Annotated in this window: 14 protein-coding genes; 4 read left to right on the forward strand and 10 right to left on the reverse strand. The window is 45.2% G+C overall.

All coding sequences use genetic code 11. The features are described from left to right. Window positions 1-44 precede the first annotated feature (44 nt). The 6 genes from katG to uvsE form a co-directional block, all read right to left on the reverse strand. Window positions 45-2,252 (reverse strand): catalase/peroxidase HPI, encoded by a 2,208-nt coding sequence (gene katG, locus DSM465_RS0104800; protein ID WP_008879140.1) that lies wholly within the window; start codon window positions 2,250-2,252, stop codon window positions 45-47. A gap of 1,222 nt (window positions 2,253-3,474) precedes the next feature. After that, on the reverse strand, window positions 3,475-4,770 hold the full coding sequence (locus DSM465_RS0104810; RefSeq protein ID WP_232724440.1) for a diguanylate cyclase domain-containing protein: 1,296 nt from the start codon (window positions 4,768-4,770) through the stop codon (window positions 3,475-3,477). Between the two features lie 82 nt (window positions 4,771-4,852). After that, window positions 4,853-5,590 (reverse strand): LytR/AlgR family response regulator transcription factor, encoded by a 738-nt coding sequence (locus tag DSM465_RS0104815; RefSeq protein ID WP_029760771.1) that lies wholly within the window; start codon window positions 5,588-5,590, stop codon window positions 4,853-4,855. 85 nt (window positions 5,591-5,675) lie between these two features. After that, the gene (locus tag DSM465_RS18155) at window positions 5,676-7,436 is read right to left on the reverse strand and encodes a DUF342 domain-containing protein (RefSeq protein ID WP_230459229.1); all 1,761 of its coding nucleotides are present in this window, start codon (window positions 7,434-7,436) and stop codon (window positions 5,676-5,678) included. Window positions 7,437-7,578: 142 nt separating this feature from the next. Beyond that, window positions 7,579-8,295: an EAL domain-containing protein gene (locus DSM465_RS0104825; protein WP_029760774.1), complete on the reverse strand. Its 717-nt coding sequence runs from the start codon at window positions 8,293-8,295 to the stop codon at window positions 7,579-7,581. Between the two features lie 1,224 nt (window positions 8,296-9,519). Continuing rightward, complete coding sequence (gene uvsE, locus DSM465_RS0104835) at window positions 9,520-10,485, reverse strand: UV DNA damage repair endonuclease UvsE (RefSeq protein WP_029760776.1); 966 nt, start codon at window positions 10,483-10,485, stop codon at window positions 9,520-9,522. Between the two features lie 344 nt (window positions 10,486-10,829). Here uvsE and DSM465_RS0104840 point away from each other — a divergent pair, with 344 nt between their 5' ends. Then, window positions 10,830-11,315: a hypothetical protein gene (locus DSM465_RS0104840; RefSeq protein WP_029760777.1), complete on the forward strand. Its 486-nt coding sequence runs from the start codon at window positions 10,830-10,832 to the stop codon at window positions 11,313-11,315. 122 nt (window positions 11,316-11,437) lie between these two features. Here DSM465_RS0104840 and DSM465_RS0104845 read toward each other — a convergent pair whose 3' ends face one another. Next, window positions 11,438-12,016 carry a hypothetical protein gene (locus DSM465_RS0104845; RefSeq protein ID WP_008879151.1) on the reverse strand — a complete coding sequence of 193 codons (579 nt, stop codon included), beginning with the start codon at window positions 12,014-12,016 and terminating at the stop codon, window positions 11,438-11,440. Between the two features lie 104 nt (window positions 12,017-12,120). After that, window positions 12,121-12,756 carry a BMQ_0737 family morphogenetic spore coat protein gene (locus DSM465_RS0104850; RefSeq protein WP_008879152.1) on the reverse strand — a complete coding sequence of 212 codons (636 nt, stop codon included), beginning with the start codon at window positions 12,754-12,756 and terminating at the stop codon, window positions 12,121-12,123. Between the two features lie 198 nt (window positions 12,757-12,954). Between DSM465_RS0104850 and DSM465_RS0104855 the strand changes: the two genes are divergently transcribed. Further along, window positions 12,955-14,805 (forward strand): coiled-coil domain-containing protein, encoded by a 1,851-nt coding sequence (locus DSM465_RS0104855; protein WP_029760778.1) that lies wholly within the window; start codon window positions 12,955-12,957, stop codon window positions 14,803-14,805. Window positions 14,806-15,140: 335 nt separating this feature from the next. Here the strand turns inward: DSM465_RS0104855 and DSM465_RS0104865 are convergent, their stop codons facing one another. Further along, a complete protein-coding gene (locus DSM465_RS0104865) occupies window positions 15,141-15,641 on the reverse strand; it encodes a hypothetical protein (RefSeq protein WP_029760779.1) in 501 nt (166 codons plus the stop codon). Between the two features lie 464 nt (window positions 15,642-16,105). Here DSM465_RS0104865 and DSM465_RS20220 point away from each other — a divergent pair, with 464 nt between their 5' ends. Together DSM465_RS20220 and DSM465_RS0104870 are read left to right on the forward strand one after the other, a co-directional pair. Next, a complete protein-coding gene (locus DSM465_RS20220) occupies window positions 16,106-16,246 on the forward strand; it encodes a hypothetical protein (protein WP_394359145.1) in 141 nt (46 codons plus the stop codon). A gap of 303 nt (window positions 16,247-16,549) precedes the next feature. Next, the gene (locus tag DSM465_RS0104870) at window positions 16,550-17,908 is read left to right on the forward strand and encodes an arsenic transporter (protein WP_029760780.1); all 1,359 of its coding nucleotides are present in this window, start codon (window positions 16,550-16,552) and stop codon (window positions 17,906-17,908) included. A gap of 107 nt (window positions 17,909-18,015) precedes the next feature. On the opposite strand, the gene DSM465_RS0104875 is transcribed toward DSM465_RS0104870, so the two are convergent. Continuing rightward, window positions 18,016-18,684: a hypothetical protein gene (locus DSM465_RS0104875; RefSeq protein ID WP_008879157.1), complete on the reverse strand. Its 669-nt coding sequence runs from the start codon at window positions 18,682-18,684 to the stop codon at window positions 18,016-18,018. Window positions 18,685-18,763: the final 79 nt, after the last annotated feature.

The following is an 18,763-nucleotide window of genomic DNA, read 5'->3' on the forward strand; positions in this document are numbered from 1 at the left end:
GGCAGAGGGAATTTTCTCCCTCTGCCTTGTTTTTCTTCCCTTTATTAAGCGGTGACCGATTCCCTTGCTTTTTTCACCAGATCAAAGCGGTCGGCGTTCATGACTTTCACCCAAGCGTTGATGAAATCACGGACAAATTTTTCTTGGTTGTCGTCTTGGGCGTAAAATTCCGCGTAGGAACGAAGAATGGAGTTGGATCCGAAAATGAGATCTACCCGGGTCGCCGTCCACCGCACTTCGCCGGTTTTCCGGTTGCGGATTTCATAAATGCCGCTGTCTGTCGGCACCCATTCATAGTCCATATCCAACAAGTTGACAAAGAAGTCGTTGGTCAGCACCCCGATGCGGTCAGTGAAGACGCCATGAGGCAGATCGCGATAGTTCGCGCCTAACACGCGCAAACCGCCAACTAAGACCGTCATTTCTGGGGCGGTCAGCCCAAGGAGCTGCGCTTTGTCAACGAGCAGTTCTTCCGGCGGAACGCTGTACTCTTGCTTTTGATAGTTGCGGAAGCCGTCCGCAAACGGTTCTAATACCGCAAAGCTCTCGACATCGGTTTGTTCTTGTGTCGCATCGCCGCGGCCGGGGGAAAATGGCACTTTGACATCAAAGCCAGCGTCGCGGGCTGCCTTTTCCACCGCAGCGCTGCCGCCAAGGACAATCAAATCGGCGATGCTTACTTTTTTCGGCAGTTCGCGTTGAATGTCCTCATAGATGGACAGCACTTTCGCGAGCCGCTCCGGTTCGTTCACTTCCCACTCGTTTTGCGGCGCGAGACGGATGCGGGCACCGTTGGCTCCGCCGCGCTTATCGGAGTGGCGGAACGTGCTGGCCGAGGCCCAAGCTGTTTTCACAAGTTCACTGACCGTCAGCCCGGAGTTCAAAATTTTGGCTTTGATTTCTTCAATTTCCGCTTCTGTCAATTCGTAATTGACTTCTGGAATCGGATCTTGCCAGATGAAATCTTCTTTCGGAACTTCCGGACCGAGATATCTCGTTTTCGGTCCCATATCTCTATGGGTAAGCTTGAACCATGCCCGGGCAAACGCCTCCGCAAATTCTTCTGGATTTTGATGGAAACGGCGGGCGATTTTTTCGTATTCTGGGTCAAACCGCAGCGCCAAGTCGGTCGTCATCATCATCGTCGGCACTTTCTTCGACGGATCCTCGGCATCAGGCGCCAAATCCTTTTCATTCGGATCGACCGCCATCCATTGCCATGCCCCAGCTGGGCTCTTCGTCAGCCACCAGTCATAGCCAAACAGCATGTCGAAATACGACATATCCCATTGAGTTGGCGTCGGCGTCCAGGCACCTTCAATGCCGCTTGTGATCGTGTCGCTTCCTTTCCCTTTTCCGTAAGAACTCATCCACCCTAACCCTTGGGCTTCAATCGGTGCGGCTTCCGGCTCAGGACCGACGTGTGTGGCAGGACCGGCGCCATGCGCCTTGCCGAATGTATGACCGCCGGCGATCAAGGCGACCGTTTCTTCATCGTTCATCCCCATGCGACGGAACGTCTCGCGAATATCACGCGCCGCTGCTTTCGGATCCGGCTTTCCGTCCGGTCCTTCTGGATTGACATAGATTAACCCCATGACTGACGCGGCGAGCGGATGTTCAAGCTCACCATCGTCGGAATGGCGTTCAGAGGCGAGCCACTCTTTTTCCGCTCCCCAGTAAATATCTTCTTCCGGATGCCAGACATCGACACGACCGCCGCCAAACCCGATCGTTTTTCCGCCCATCGATTCAATGGCGACATTGCCCGCCAAGATGAACAAGTCCGCCCAGGAAATCTTGTTGCCATATTTCTTTTTGATCGGCCATAACAACCGTCGCGCTTTATCTAAGTTGGCGTTGTCCGGCCAACTGTTTAACGGGGCAAAGCGCTGCGTACCTGTTGATGCGCCGCCACGGCCGTCGCCGATGCGATACGTTCCCGCCGAATGCCAAGCCATACGGATGAACAGCGGCCCGTAATGACCATAATCGGCTGGCCACCAGTCTTGGCTTTCGGTCATCAATTTGCGTAAATCTTCTTTCAGTGCCCAGTAATCTAGTTTTTGAAATTCTGCAGCGTAGTCAAACTCTTCATCATGAGGATTCGTTTTCCGGTCATGTTGATGGAGAATGCTTAAGTTCAGCTGATTCGGCCACCAGTCTTTGTTCGTCGTCCGATTCGAAGATTGATTCGTGATGCTTCCGTGAAACGGACATTGAGATGCGTTCTGGCGATTTTGATTTTCCATTCCCTTTTTCTCCTTTCCCTTGCTTAAATGAAATTGGAATGCCATCATTACCATTTCTGACTGTTTTTCGTCAGTCGCAAATGATAATGATTTGTACATTAGAATTATACTAAATTTAAATTTAATAGTAAATGAAAAAGATTATCTTTTGTTATATATTTTCTTTTTGATTTATGAGTGCTGCGATAACAGCCCAAGACATGCCATTATTAATTTATGTCAAAAACGAATTATAATTCAGTTATTTTTGACAATATAAAAATGATTACCTCATTTATAAAAAACGTCGTGATCTAGAATGCGGCATTCCTTTTGATGAAATATGCACGACGGCAATCCGTAAAAAAATGGAATGCCGGAGTGCTGTTCAATGTTCATGAGCAGCTGAAGCAAGTAAAGATCGGAATCGAATGGACATGTACGTGACCGACTCTGCCACGCTGACGAAAGACACGAGGAACGGAAGAAAGCAAAAGTGGCACTAAGATCACCGTTTACGATCCCATTGATGTTTCACGGAAAGATCCATAGTTTTATGGTTTCCCCTCCACCTCGGCATGAAAATTGGCGATCCAAGGAACACACATGTTCACGGAAATCCCATTGCTTTGAGGAAGGGGCATTTCTTCTGGCTTTTGCGACATAGAGAAGCTAGGGACTTGTTGCTTGAGAACGATGAACACTTTTCGCCCCATCCGCGCGGAGATGGGAGCGGGAAACATCAAGCAGCCGCCAGAGCTGTAGCGGTCACTTTTCACCAGGAAATCGATGTTACTTGTTAGAGACTTAGAGGGTAAGGGGGGATTGGGGGAGCCAATTCAAGAGAGGCTGCCAGCAGGTTATCATGTGCTGTGTTGACTGAGGCGTCTCCCAATCCTTGTGATGTGGAATCAGTGAAAGGGTTGCTAGACGTACGCCAGAAGAACAATAAACAAGCGACCGAGATTAAGGAAATCACGGGTATTTAAAGAGGAGCAAACCGGAAGCTGTCTCAGACAGCGTACCTCGAGCAGCCGGCCTCCCCCTCTCTTTTGTATAAACAACATCATATGCCCTCTCCGTTACTTCACTGAAGGGAGGGAGTTTCTTGGGTCATCACGTCTCATGGCAAACAGTGAGCTGAGCGACCCGGTTACCATTTTTATGTTCTGCTTTCACTTCGTTTAGAAAATAGGGGAACTTCTTTCAAAATAAAGGGGCATGTTTTTCACATCTTCCAAATTTATTTGGCCGCCTGTTTGGCCTCTTGGCTGTAGAATTGGTAGTGATTGCGTTTGGCTTTTGCCCGATAGAGGGCTTGGTCAGCATGGAGGATTAGTTCTTTTGCTGTGCTTCCATGCCACGGATAAATAGCAATTCCGATGCTGGTGGTGACAACTATTTTATGACCGTTAATGAAAAACGGCTTTTGCATGCTTTGGTGCAGTTTGTACACTTTTTTCTCGATATCCCAATCATTCATTACGCCCCTTAGCAAAAGTAAAAATTCATCTCCTCCCATTCTACACGGGATGGCATTCGGTTCAATATTCTCCTTTACCCTTTGGGCAAATCGCTTTAAAAGCTGATCTCCCATATCATGGCCGAACGTATCGTTCACTTCCTTAAAATGATCCATGTCGATATACACAATGGCTAACTGGTCATTGGTTTGTTTGGCTTCCTCAATCGATTCACGGACCACATCAAGAAACAATCTCCGGTTTGGAAAACCGGTTAATGCGTCATGGAACGCTAAATATTTTAGTTGTTCTTCATAATGGACTCGTTCGGTTACGTCAAGCATGACGACTTGGACAGCCGTCTTGTCACCATATTCGATGGGGGAGAACGCCATCCTTGCATAAATCGTTCTGTCATCCAACGTATGGACTTTTTCGATAAAAGAAAGTTCATCCTTCCAGCAGGTTTCCCATACGGTGTCATCCACCCCACAGCAAATGTTCCGTATAGGGACACCTACGATTTCGCTTTTTTGTTTCGCTCCGAACAGCTGTACAGCTCCCGTGTTCGCATAAATAATGATTCCATCTTGGTCAAAAACAAGCACCGCCCCGGGCAAATGCTCCAGAAACGTTCTGTACCGTTCTTCGCTCGCTTCCAGTCGCTCTTTGAGCTTTTGCAGCTCCCATTCCCGAACCTTTCGTTCCGTTATGTCGCGGACAACGGCAACGAACCAGAGATGTGCGTCGTTTGGCAAAACAAACGGGGTAAGGACGGTTTCGTAACTTTTTCGTCCGAAAGGAGTGTCGATCTCATCCTCATAAACGAACGTTGTCTTCATTTGTGCAGCCTGTTTATAGTGCGCTTCGAGTTTTACCGCCTGCGTTGGAGGCAAAACGTCTTCGAACCGCTTACCAGCGAGATGATTCGTTCCAACGGTACGACACGCTTTTTGATTCGCCCATACATAATGAAATCCTCGTTCATCAGCCCGCACAATAAAGACCATGTCGTCGATCATATCAAAAATGCTCCATAACAGCCCATAGTGCTGCTCGATCAATGTTGTCTCCACTTGTTCCAAATCCTCCATAAAGAAAGGTTTCAAAAGGATGCGAATACCGTTCAATGCTTCCCCCATCACTTGAAACGCTTAACTAAAGATGAATCGTCACCATTCTCCGTTGTACCTCGTGAAATTTCAATTTCGAAATATAGGCTACTTTTTCACAACTGAAAAAGTGAACCTTGTACGTTTCACCAACGTGTGTAATTTTCACTACCTTTTTTAAATTGATGATATAAGAACGATGGGTTTTAAAAAAACAATGAGTGAGCCTCTTTTCCACCTCGTTTAGAGGGAGGGTTGTCTCATATTGCTCATCAGCCGTATGAATGATTGTTTTTCTATTTTCTTTCTCCACGAACAAAATATCTTCCATTGGCAACCAAACAATGGAATGTTTCATGCGGATCTCCAGTCTTTTATTGAGCGGCTTCATTGATGCAACCGGTTGGTTGACGATTTCAATGAATGTACGCGCTTTTTCCAGTGCTTGAAAGAGGCGTATGCGCTCGACTGGTTTCACGATATAATCGGTCGCGGATATTTCAAACGCTTTGACAGCAAATTGGTCATCCCCAGTAGTAAAAATCACTTGAACAGACGGCAAAAACTGTCTGCATAGTTTAACCGCCTCCATCCCATCGAGTTCAGGCATGTAGATATCAACGAGGACAATATGTGGCCGCAGTTCGAATGTAAGCTGCAACAGCTCCTTTCCGGTAGCCGCTTCCGCTACAACATCGTAGTTCGGAAACAAACGAACAAAATTCCGCAAAATCGCTCTTGAAACTGCATCGTCATCAGCGATCACGACTTTTAAATCATTCAACGAATCCTCTCTCCTTCCCTCTTCTTCCCTCACCTTCCCTTATTCTGGACAATCTGGATCAAATATATTTGTACAAACAAGAAACTTACAAGAGAGGGTTGAACATGATTTGTTCGTTTTCCCCCAAGGCCACTTCGATTTGATGTTGCTCTGTTTGAAAAGTATAGACGGTTTGACCGATTTGAACGATGGTGCCCTCTTTCGCGATGCCAAGCTTCACTGTTTGTCCGCGCGGCACTGTAATATAGGTGGCGGTCCCTAAATTGGATCCTGCCTCTTGAATGAACGCGCCTTTTTTCGCGTAAGCGCGGCCGCCGCGCATCACCCCTTTAATGTCAAGAAACCCATCGGAGTGGATCGTACAGTTTTGGCATCCTCGGCCAAAAATAACGATATCACCGCGACAATAAATGGTGCTGTTTAACGCATAGGCCATCTCGACATAGTTATCCACATTCTGTTTCGATGTATAGGACCCGGTTATCCCTTTTATATCATCAAGCAGCTTGACAAGTTGCGGGAAGGAATGAGATTCATTCGGAACACTTGAGAAAAACCATCGTTGCAGCCGTTCTGTCAAGTCGCGCCAAACGGATGAAATTTGTTGGCCATCCTCTTTTTTTACGGCCTCTATATATTTCTTTCCTTTCTTTTCTAAATCAGAAAACTTATCGTTCATTAAAAGTTTGATTAGTTTAAAGAAAAGAAGTTGTTCACTTTTCGCCCAAGCAAACGTTTTCCACGACGGCGAACGAAGCAACTGTTTGATCAAAATCACCATGTTTTCGATATCTTCTTCCATTTCGCCTAACAAGCGGATAAGCTCAGAAGGCATTGCCCGATCTGTTCCTGCTGAAATGGTGCTTCCAATCACATTCTTTCGAATGATCACCGCCTGTTTTGAGGTGACCATCGCCCGATGGACATTTTGATAGATGATAACGCGTCCGTCTGCTTCCACTTCCATGCCGTCTCCTACACTTCCGGTAATATCCACATCACCGTGAAAGCGAATAGAACCCGAGCTCATGTTGACATCGCCGTCATGGACGAACGTGTCAACGACAGAAATATGCACATCCAGTCCTTCTTGTCGAAATACTAACCTTCCGTTATCTACTGCAATGATTTTTTTCCCGTTTTCAGCCATCTTTACCCCTTTTCCTATATGAACAGTAACTGGCCGAACCGGTTTAGGCGGAATCAGCTCGTTCGTCACAGTGATCCCTGGGGCACCAGGAAGAGGGGGATGGATAACTGCTATGGTTTGCCCCGCTCGAACGGAAGGAATACGGTCTCCTTTTAAGGAATGAACATCCTCACCTTCACCCGACAACTGTTTCTGTTTGTGATCTGTATCGACCATCAACTCCACCCAACCGTTTGTTCCTTCCCGCGGCTTCACTCCTCTAGCAACGATAAAATCACTCGGTTGTGTCGCCTGTGTAGCTTCAATGATCGCGGCAAAATCGATCCCTTGAACGATATGCAAGGCTCGGAGTTTTTGTAAAATAGACTCGCAGTCTAAAGCGTTCTGCACCTCAAGCAGCGGCTCGGTTTGCGACTCCATTTGGCCGCCAAGGTCGTCCTCGTTCAATTCCTTCCGCTTTTTGGCCCCGGGTTCAATGCGCAAAATCGCATGCAGTTTATCATCATCAACAACGATCTCCCATTTCGTCTCGGTCGTCCCCTCCATAGTTTGTCCGCTAAACCGTTCTCCTTCCGCTGCAGTTGTAGTTTCCGTCATCTGCTCACCGGCTTGATGAGTGCTCTCTCCCCTGCGGTAATGAGCAAAGACCATAGCATTCACCTCTTCCACCCAGGCTTTTTCCTCGCCGTCTTCCATGCATTCAGATCCCCTCACTCGTGATTGGCTAAGCCGCTTTTTCCCCCTCGAGAACATGCGCTCACTTCTATCTCCCTATTTTTGTCAATCGAATAAAAGAGGAGGAGGAAAAAGCTATGTCGGTGCATCCATACGCAGTAGTTTAGGCCAACCGTTCCGGCCTGCCTAAAAGATATCCTTGCGCGGCTGGTACTCTTAATAGCTTGGCCTGAGCAAGATCCACTTCCTTTTCAATGCCCTCTAACACGAGCACTATTTTAGGACTGCAATAGTTTACTAGCAAGCTGAGCATTCTTTGCTTTTCCACGTTGACTGCTAGCCCTTGAGCGAAATACCGGTCTAATTTGATATAATCTGGCTGTAGTTCAATAATCTTTTGTAAAGTGGAGGCCCCTTTACCAACGTCATCAACTGCAATGTAAAATCCGTGCTCTCTGATCCACTGTACAGCCGCCTTCAGTTCGCCGTCTTTCCATCTGTCGTCGTCTTCTGTTGTTTCGTTGAGCTCAAACACAATTCGGTTTTTAATATATGGAAAACGTTCAACCATTTTTTTTAACAACTGTGCAAACTCTCGCCGCGAGATCGTGGATGGGTACACATTTACAAACAGTAGTCCTCTTTTCTGTTCCAAGAAAGGAAATTGCGAAATGGAGCTTTCTAATGATATAAGGTCAAGCTCGTACAAACAGCCTTCCTCCCGGGCTTTTTGAAAAAACTGTTCGATATTTTTGACCCCATTCACCCGCAGCAACGATTCATACCCGAAAATGCTCCAGTTCATTAAATTCCATAGTGGCTGATAAACATGTTCAAACAGTTGTTTGTCGATTACACTCCGAACAGGAATGAAAGTCACCGTTTTGCTACTCCTTTTATAATTCTTTTTTCCTATTAAAAGAAGTTACTAAGCACAAAAGTCATTGTGAAAAAATGAGTTATTTGTGCAATTTTTACTATAATATTTTTCCATATATTTGTCTAACTTTACACACACGTCAAAAGCATGCATATACCCCTTATCTACATCTAAAAGGACATATTACATCCTTTTTTCGACATTTTAAGACATATTTCTTCCTTGTTGTGTTTGTTTTATGTCGAAAAATCCTCCTCTTTGTGAGGAGAATTTTACCAATTCTTCAACAAATGAGTTTGCGTTAAGCGAGTTCGTTATATAGTCTATAAATCCTACTTTTCATCGTAGCGTTAGCACTGAGTACCATCATCGGGATACGGCTCGTTCATGATGTTGCAACATGTTCAATATAGTATATCCGAAGGATGATGTCGATCAGAATGAGATTCAATAGGATGATGTCGATCAGAATGAGATTCAATTGGCCATCAATCGCCTTTAGCAAGCCTTCACTGCGGATGTTGGCAAATGTTAACGAGAAATTCGAAAACGATTTCAGTGTATATTGTAAGTTAGATAGATGATCTTCAATACATCTCATTTTTTATCAAAATTAAGCGAGAACACTCCCACTTCAACGTAGCGAAGCGAAGGAAGTGGGGGATGAATCGCTGCTAATCCATTTTACTGAATATACAATATTTTAGAAAAAAACACAGCATAATGTGAAGAGATGAAAAAATGTATTTCTGCATTAAATAGCAACTCAAAGGCTTAACGAAAAAAGAATACTTAGAGAACTATGTCATATTGCTAAGAATCTGTATAACGTAGGTTTATACACAGATGTGTTTGTTACTGACGTCCGTTTACTATGATGTGAGTTATTCCTTTCGCGCTCAGTGTCTTATTTCTTCTACCGCCGGCTTATTATTTCATCCGGACAGAGAATACGTTTCGGTCCATCACATTTTCGTCCCTCTGTTGCTTGTCATCATGTTTTGGACAAAAAAGATGAACTTCTTCTGCCTATGCGTCATGCCTAGAAATAGGAGATTTCTCAATGAAACCATCCCGGTTTGTCAGACTGTGCTCCACCGGAGGGCGAGGCCATTCGGGTTGTCTTTTACGCTTTAGAAGCTTTTAGCTGCTCATTCCATTGAAGCATTTAGCCATACGAGAGCAGTGTGCTTGGGACGAAAATAAACACTGGTAAAAGAAAGATCATTTAATGAAAAAACTCGCCCCGTGGATCCATTCAAGATCGTTATAGTGCTTGAGGTCACGCACAAGCTGAAACAGCGCCTCATCTTTTTGTTTCGCTTCAATCATGCAGTCAAGCTGCTTAACGGTGCCTTTCACTTCCCGCAAAAAGCGGATGAACATCTCGGCATCGACGAAATCATGATGAGCGCGAAACTGTCTATCGCTTTTTGGACTTGAGATATGCATTTTCATGGGTAGTGGTGAGTGGTGCCATGTCGCCACGATCCGTTCCCAGTCCGGCCGCCAGTCTTCTTCGTCGTGATTGGCGAGATGGTGGTGCAAATCAAAGACGAGCGGCACGCCGAGCTTTTCGCATGCATACAGTGCATCACGCAACGTAAACACCGTATCATCATTTTCAAACATGATCATCCGCTGCCCCCAAACAGGCACGTACGCCCAATTGTGAATCAGCTGCTCCAACGCTTTCTCTTTGTCACCGTACCCGCCGCCGATATGGAGCACGCAACGGTGTTCGAGATCAATCCCCATCCCGCTCAATAGCTCCGCGTGCAGCTTTAACGTGTTCAATGAGGCGCGGAACACGTCAGGATCGGGAGAATTGAGCACAACAAAATGCTCAGGGTGAAAATCAAGACGCATCGGATACTCCTGCAAAAACAGAGCGATCGTTTGCAACGCCTCGCGAATCGGGGCGAGATAATCCCAGTTCTCTAATTCCGGATGATTGGCGAGCGGAATGAGCCGTGAGCTGAGACGAAAAAACCGGATCTCATGTGCCTTGTTATGCTTGAGCAAGCGAAGGCAATTGTTGATATTCGAACGAGCAATCCGTTCAAGCTTGCGAATTGCCGCCTCGCGGTCGCGAAGCACGCGAAATTGCGCTACGGTCATCGTCTGTGAGGGAGAGCAATGGGGAACATGCACGCTCATGGCGACATAGCCAAGCCGGACAACCGTCATCATCATTCTCCTCCGTTCTGTTCATCGATTGCGGCTGTTAGTATGCCCAGCCTGAATAATGCCTATGAACGAACATGGTTTTGTAACAGCCAGCACAATGGCACATAGATCAGCGTAATCATCCACATTCGACAATATGATTCAACAAGCTAGGCCATTTTCAAACACTATCCTCTTTTCTCCACTACCCATTGTTGTCACCCCAGTTATCTTGTCTAATTAGTCATCTTCCCATTTACAAGAAATAGGTCGAAAAATAGTTATTCACCCGAATCATTTTTTGAAAAATTATCATTTAATACAGTAGTACCAAATCTAAACCATTGGGAAAGGATGAGAAATGGATGGTTTGTGTGTGCAATGGAGGATTGTTCCCGCAGCTGTTTTTTACACAGTCTTCAACCGAGCTACCCATTACAATCCCTGTAGCAGGAACAGCCGTTACAGAAGTGCTTCGTTTGGAGCCGATTACAACCCTCAGCAACGATCTCGTCAAACTTGATTCGATGGTTGAACTGGAATTGTCCGTATTGGCGCTCCTATCTGGTGTAGCCTTGACAGGTATCACGTATCGCTTAGAACGTTCAACGAACGGAGGAGCGTTTACGCCCATTGCGGAGCTGGACGTCGAATCTCTGCTTCCTGTATTAGCACTTGCTGCCAACACGACACTGTTCCCGAACTTGACGTGGGTCGATAACCCAGGCGTGGGCACACATGTATATCGCATCGTGATTGAAACAGACGGTTCAATTCTAGGCAGCTTGTTAAGCGACATCACAGCTGAAACTCGTGCCTTGAATGCTCTTGTCGTCAGAAACAACGCATAACGAAAAAAGCTGACTCAATGAAAGAGACATACAATCATTGAGTCAGCTTTTTTGTTTCTAACGATTTGTGGAACATGGAAGCTCGATTGTAAAATGTGCTCTGTCATGTAAGAAGGATTACGTCAACTATGAATGATAATATGATTTAATGCTCGAACCCCTTCTTGAAACTGGCGACAGAAAAAAAATCCTTCCATTTTGTAAGTCATTCGTTCTTCTCCCATCTCGAGGTAGAACTGGAAATTGGAAAACGAGAGAGTTTGCCCTGGTTCAATTCGTGATACTCGAACCGGCTTTAACCAAAACTCCCCTTTCTCTTCGACCATTTGCTCCGCTTGTTCGCTCATATAGTTCCACGGCTCCATCACTAGTGGATTAATCCGTTGATCATACTGAATCTCATCCCCTAATTTTGCCGATAACGCGATGCGTTCTTTCGGAGTAACCCGTAAACAGATGAAAGGATTGTCCAACGGAATAGAACCCATATTACGAATGACGAAGTTCGCAGCGACCGTCGCTTTATTCCCCTTTGTATTCGGAAGCAATAATGAATAAGTGAAATAACAAATGGCTTGAATCCCATCAAGCTTGTTCTGTTGGCGCAAATTTTTTATCTCTTTTAATGCTTGTTTGACAATGTAAAGCTCCTTCTCGATGGCGTGGATTTTATTTTCTATTTCTGGAAGACGACTGACCATCGTTTTCCTCCTTCCTGGCAGGATGATTTACTACTCATGTTATATGTATGAAAAAAAGAGGAGTAATCTCCTCTTTTTTTTACGAGACAAACAAAACGGTGTGATTACATCATCGTTGGAAAAACAGCAGGACATTGCGGCGGGAAGACATCCACAGGGCATTCTTCCTCGCAGATGATTTCCGGGCGAGGCTGGCAGAATCTTGCGGCCACTTCCAAAATGACTTCATATGTCACGACAATGCTTTGGCAAATTCTTACCGAAACATTCGCAGTAATGCTGTCTCCGTTTTGCGTAAACGATCCCACGCGGCAATTATTGAAGGCGTTTTGTGTAGCATTGCAACATACCGTTGTGCCTTCTGGAGCACAAAGGATCACTTCCTCGGTGGTCGTGATCAATGCCGGGTTGCTAAGTACGGTAACTTGAGCGCCATCTGTATTTGTTCCAGTCACCTCTAACACGATTTGAATCGTTTTGCTTAAAGTGACGGCTTGCAAGGTAACAAGTTGATTTCCTACGGTACATTCGATATCGCGGCGAACGTCTTCGGCACACTCTAACATGGTGACAGCACAATTGACCTGCGAGATCGTAATGTCGGCTAAAGCCCCTTCTGGAAACGTAAAGGTGATATCTTGGGCAAGCTGTACAACGTGTGTTGTCCAGTCGTATACTTTGCAGACTTGGATGCATTCAGGGTCAAATTGTTGAGCAAATTGCTCTAAATTAATGGGCATAATACAATAACCTTCCTTTCATTCAATTTTTCAGGCTACTGTATAGTATGTTATAGGATAATGGGAGTGATAGTTATAACGCCCATTTTCTCCGTTATATGTAATGATTTATAGTGTAAATATCCATCCCGTTTTTGCATATAATTTCTAAAGAATGGTCAATTTCCTCACGACAAATGCTGAAAAGGTGGTGAAGCCGTGAGCGGAGAGCATAAAAGCATCCAATTACAGCAGAAAATCATCCACCTGAAGTCCGAAGTGGACAAATATAAAACGTTGGTTGCTTCGTTGGCATCTAGCGAAGAATGGCTCCATCTTCACGAGCAAATAGACCAACTCAAGGCCGAAAACGATGAACTCACCACGAAATGCCAACATTATGAAGACGCGTTGTCTAGACAAACCGACGAGATCAAGCACTTGTCCGAAACATTAGAAAGGACGAGTCAAGAAAATGAATCGTTGCGTGAGGAGATTGAGCAATTCAAAACAGAATACGCTTACTGGAAAGAACAAGCCGAATTAAGAGATGAACATATTCAATCTTTAAGAAAAGAAGTCGATATGTTTAAACAAAAGCAAGCGGAATGGGACAAGGAAAGGAGGAGACTGGAAGAGGAGAAACAATTACTAGAGAATGAACTTTCGGTTCACCGTTCTTTAAGGAATGAATATGTTTCATTTCAATCCACACTCGACTCATTGACATCATCATGGAAAGAAAGGATTGGAACAATGGAAAAAGATTACAGTTTTTTAAAAAATCATACGGATAGGATATTGAGGGATGTTGAAGAACTGAAAAAAACATTGGCCACCCATCAACCTGAAACGGACGAACTAAAAGAGGAAGTTCACATCCTAGCCGCCAAACTTCATGCGATGGAAGAAAAGTTGGCACAAATAGATCAAGAAAGACAAAAGGATTTATTGGTACTGCAAAAACATATTTTGAACCAACAAGTAGAGTTAGAATCGATGATCGAAAAGACATCGCACTTTTCAACAGAAATTAAACGCCTCTCCAACCAAATTGCTGATTTGACAAAAGCATGGAGCGAACAAACCCAAGAATACCCGCACAACGATATGGACGAGTTGAAGAATATGTTGTCTCAAATCATACAATTGTTGACGGCAAATCATGATACCCCCTCTGAAGCACATCAAGCATCATCAAGCGCTCCAGTAAATCCATCGCCTACGAAAAAACAAACAGAAAAGAGGTTCTCATCCTCTAATACCTTTTTAAAATTACAAGAGTTTATCGATGAAACAAAACAATCCATCGTGGTCTCGCCTGTAAAAACAAAGGAATCACATACCTTCAACTCTTCAACAGTCCATCTATCCCCCCAAAAACCCAACTTAGTGAAACGCGTCCGAATTGAACATCCGTCTTATCACCATCGGCACCCATCCCAACACAAATCATCTTTAGAAGAGGATGAGGACAGGGCGCTAAGCAGCGCCGTTCCTTGTACTTTCTTGGAGAGAGACATTCGAAACGACTACGACAGTGATTCTATTGTTGAACATGTTGAGGATGTATCGCCACCCGAAGCAGAGGCAAGAGACGAATCGACGAATGAAAGCGAAACACTTCCTTCTTACTCTGTTGAAATTGAGCCACCATTGGACGAGGCAAACCTTTCGGAACACCGAAATAGCACGACTGAAACAACTCCACACGAAGAATCGGCTGAAGCAATACATCAAACCAACGACAGCGAGAACGAAAACCATCAGAATAGTGAAGAACCCCCAGTGTTGACAAATGATCAAGAAACACCTATAAAAATGGAAGATGATGTATCAACACAAGATATTTCTGCTAATGAACAAAGACCGCATGCTGAAGCCCATCATGCCATTTCACTCGTCTTTCCCGCTGCTTTCGTCCATCCACCTTCTGCATCGATGGAAAGCGAGGATAAAGATGAAGATGATACCATGGTTCAGAGCGAAGAATCGTTCGTTACAGAAGAAGGGAATAATCAAAAATGGCGGCTGTTCTCTCTGCTGAAAAAGGTGAAAATCTTACAATAGCTAAGAGGCGGGAATATTCCCTGCCTCTTCCACTTTTATCCTCAGAACATCGCCAAACGGGATCATGAATGGATGCCATGCAGCAACTCAACGCTGGTTTGCAGGGTACAAGCACTGATCATGGCTTGGAAAATCATGTACGATCTCACAGTCTGGAGGTCATCAACTGAATAGACAAACGAGCGCCCCCATCCTCATCGCTCAACACATCAAACAAACCGTCGCGCATCACTAGCTCAGTCTTCTTCATAGACGTTGCCGACCACTTGACATGGCGGTATTCCGTCAACAAAGAAAGCAAATCCCTCACGTTTCCTCTCCCCACTTATACGTAATTAGATGGGCCAAAACAAATGAAGGAGAAAGAAACAGGCAAACAGCATGGCGGAGGTGAGATGAAACCTTCTTCTCCAACCGGACGCTTTTTGCCGCCGAAGGACGCCTGCAAACAAGGTGATGGCCAACATCGCGATGCTTACATAACCGGTCACCAGTTTCCCATGGCCCAAACCGATCACGGTGCCGAGTTTCCATGCCATCACCACTCCGTGAAAGACAATCAAGCCCGTTCCGGCAACCGCGAGCGGGATATGGGCTTTCATCATACTTCTTGATATCCGCGCTAAGGTAACTTTGACCTTCCGAACTCTCGTTTTACGGATAACAAGAAAAATAAAATACATATTGACATTGATCAAAAACAGCAGTACCGCCACTTGTGCCAGCCATTTTCCTGCCAGCACCGCAGCTGAGTCATTCGGGCGAAACAGCCATATATAGAGCGTAGTGCCGATCACCAACAACGCATTGATGATGATCCAAATATAATGTGCCATACATCCTCCATAATCGTTCTGTTTTTCCATCTATTTTAACATTTTAACCTAAAAAGGATCACCTCAGAGTGAGGATCATCACACCGCGAATATGGCAATCGGCAGATCCGGTTTCTTACGCTTAAGTGCTCCCCATCTGCCGCCCGTTCATAACGTTTTAGACCATCGGACATGCATTCTGCCCCCCATAGAAATAAACGAAGAACCAATGTAGAAAGGCGATGATCATCCGTTGAAGGTGGAGAGGAAACATCCGATTCTCGATAACTTTAAGTGCAACCTGTCCACCTTGGAACAATCACGTATATTTGGCACAGCTGCTGAGAGCTGCCGCTCAAAACTGGCATGAACATGCTCTATTCGTATTTTCACCCGTTTCATCCGCAAGGTGTGACGGACATGATCGTTTTAGCCACGTCTCGCATCTGTCGATTCATACATGGCCGGAGGAGAACGATGCTTCGTTGGACTTTTATACATGCGGGGAACATGACCCGCTTAGTCAGGCGGATTTTTCGTTAAAAGGCTTTCAGGCAAAACGGGTAGTCATTTATTCAGTTCCGGGTACAGCAACGGTCTCCAGCTCGTTATCGGCCAGGAAGTGATGCCGTTTGAGCTTTCGAAACCGAGCGAACGACTTGACAGATAAACTGTCTTCCATCAAAAAAAGTTGGCCGTCCTTTTGTTCGGCCAACGTTTTTTGATTTGGAGTGAAAAACAGACAGCAGTCTTGAGCTGTCTTTCAAAGTATGGATGGGCCCTCTCATAACGAACAAATGTGGATTTTGTCGAATTTGAGCGAATCGCGTAGTACAAGTCTTCTCTCAGACACATATATATGCAGTACAAATGAGCACTATAGACAGTTTACACATATGGCCTCAATGAAAAAAATATAAGAAAGGAGGCTGGCCATCATCGAACTCCTCATCGTGTTTACATTTTTCTTTACGATGATGCTCATTTATTGGCACCCGAAAGGAATGCATGAAGCCATTCCGGCCGCGATCGGTGCAGCGATCATCCTTGTCAGCGGAGCGGTCAGTTTTTCCAATCTCATCGACATTAGCGCCAAAGTGAGCGGCGCAGCGGTCACCATCATCTCCACTTTTATCATGGCGCTTGTTCTCGAGAGCATCGGCTTTTTTCATTGGATCGCCGCTATATTGGCCGAGCGAGCTAACGGTTCGGGTATTCGGCTGTTTTGGTATACGAATGCTCTTTGCTTTCTTATGACACTGTTTTTCAATAACGACGGCAGCATCATTATCACAACCCCGATTTTGCTGTTGCTCTTAAAAAGCTTTCAACTCAAAAAGCATCAGCAGCTTCCGTACCTGATAAGCGGTGCGCTCGTCGCTACCGCCTCAAGCGCACCGATCGGTGTGAGCAACATGGTGAACTTAATTTCGCTAAAGATTATTGATATGAGCCTGTACTTGCAAACGACGATGATGTTTGTTCCTTCCATGCTTGGATTGCTCTTTTTGGTCGGAATGCTGTTTGCTGTTTTTTACAAAGATCTTCCTAGAACACTTCCTCCGCTGTCCGTCCCAATCACTCCTCTCTCGTTTTATCAGCACCCCCTCCGCCATTCCGAGGGCTATGATTATTTAAAAATATCGGAACAAAAGATGAAGGGGATTCTTCTCTTTGTGTTGGTCATGCGGGTTAGTTTATTTGTCGCTTCCTACTGGCATATCCCGGTGGAATGGGTAGCTGTTACGGGATCCGTTTTGCTGCTCGGATGGCGGTGGTACGCGTTACAGATGAAACCTTTTGATGTGTTGCGGAAAGCGCCTTGGCATATTCTCATCTTTGCTTTTGGGATGTATATTATTGTGTACGGGTTAAACGGTGCCGGCCTCGGACATTATTTGGTGCAACAATTGCAGCCTTATGTGTCTAATTTATTTCACGCCATTTTCACCATGGGAAGCATGATGTCCATTTTGTCAAATGTGTTTAACAACCACCCTGCGCTCATGATCGGAACGTTGACATTGACCGAAATGCGTATCGACCCACTCATTTTAAAAGCAGCATATTTGGCAATGATCATTGGGAGCGATATCGGCTCACTGCTTTTGCCAACAGGGACGCTCGCAACGTTGCTTTGGCTCCATATCTTACAAAAATACCGTTATCCGCTTCCTTGGTCCACGTATACAAAAATCTCGCTTTTGGTCATTCCACCGACGGTGTTGTTTACCCTTGCCATGCTGTATAGTTGGATTTTCTTTTTGTCTTTGGTCCACCTTCTATAAAAAAAGCCCTCCTCACGCGGTGAACGAAGGAGGGCTTTTTTATAAAATTTCCTTTGTTGCATCTAGCGCCGCCATTTATCCAGCGTACATCAAGCGAGTTCTTCATCTTATGATGGAAAGTGCACCGTTTTTAAGTGAATCACTTTCCAATAAACAGATTCCCCGCTCGCGGTCACTAGATGGATGATATTGTTTTTCACTTCCTTTAATAAACCAATTTTCATCGGGTGATCGCCTAAGTCAAAAATGACTAAGTGGCCTTCCATTTTTTTGAGCTGCTCCTCAAGCGATCGCTGCAAAGGAAGAGGGGTTGGCTGCACCGGCAGCGCATCGTTCCCTAATGTATACGGTGTGATGTTTTTCTGGTAAGGGGTCAGCCATTTTAAATGATTCATCGAAATGAGCATCGTTTTGTAAACCGGAGAATAAAAGGTGAAGTAATCGTTCAGCACATTGGTGATGTAACCGTGAATCGATTTGTTTCCGATTACGTAAACTTCCACAAACCTTCCTTTGGCGTTCAATAACGTTTTTCGATAGGAAATTCCAGCATCCTCTTGCAAAGGAACGTCGGGAAAAGGGGGGGTAATCAAGAATTCAGGATCCGTGTAAAGCTGAATGTGGTGAATATGCAGGTGAGGAATGTACAAATACTCTTTTCCGGTATAGATGACAAGAATATCGAGCCCAAGATCAATTAAAACCCCCCGAACTGTAGTTCCTCCGGAAATCTCCACTTTGACTTGCTTCCCGAGTAATGTTTTCAATAGGTCCATGTTCTTTCACCCTCTGATTTTAAGGGACGAACGAGCCGATCATGCTAGGTTTACCTACACCGATGCCCATTGTCCCCCT

The sequence above is a fragment of the Geobacillus thermodenitrificans subsp. thermodenitrificans DSM 465 genome, from assembly GCF_000496575.1.
Lineage (GTDB): Bacteria > Bacillota > Bacilli > Bacillales > Anoxybacillaceae > Geobacillus > Geobacillus thermodenitrificans.

Coding starts and splice junctions, on each gene's coding strand:
- DSM465_RS18155 (WP_230459229.1), bottom strand. CDS start 7,436: ATGGAAGACGGCGAGGAAAAAGCCTGGGTGGAAGAGGTGAATGCTATG.
- DSM465_RS0104840 (WP_029760777.1), top strand. CDS start 10,830: ATGGTTTGTGTGTGCAATGGAGGATTGTTCCCGCAGCTGTTTTTTACA.
- DSM465_RS0104875 (WP_008879157.1), bottom strand. CDS start 18,684: ATGGACCTATTGAAAACATTACTCGGGAAGCAAGTCAAAGTGGAGATT.
- DSM465_RS0104845 (WP_008879151.1), bottom strand. CDS start 12,016: ATGGTCAGTCGTCTTCCAGAAATAGAAAATAAAATCCACGCCATCGAG.
- DSM465_RS0104865 (WP_029760779.1), bottom strand. CDS start 15,641: ATGGCACATTATATTTGGATCATCATCAATGCGTTGTTGGTGATCGGC.
- uvsE (WP_029760776.1), bottom strand. CDS start 10,485: ATGACGGTTGTCCGGCTTGGCTATGTCGCCATGAGCGTGCATGTTCCC.
- katG (WP_008879140.1), bottom strand. CDS start 2,252: ATGGAAAATCAAAATCGCCAGAACGCATCTCAATGTCCGTTTCACGGA.
- DSM465_RS0104850 (WP_008879152.1), bottom strand. CDS start 12,756: ATGCCCATTAATTTAGAGCAATTTGCTCAACAATTTGACCCTGAATGC.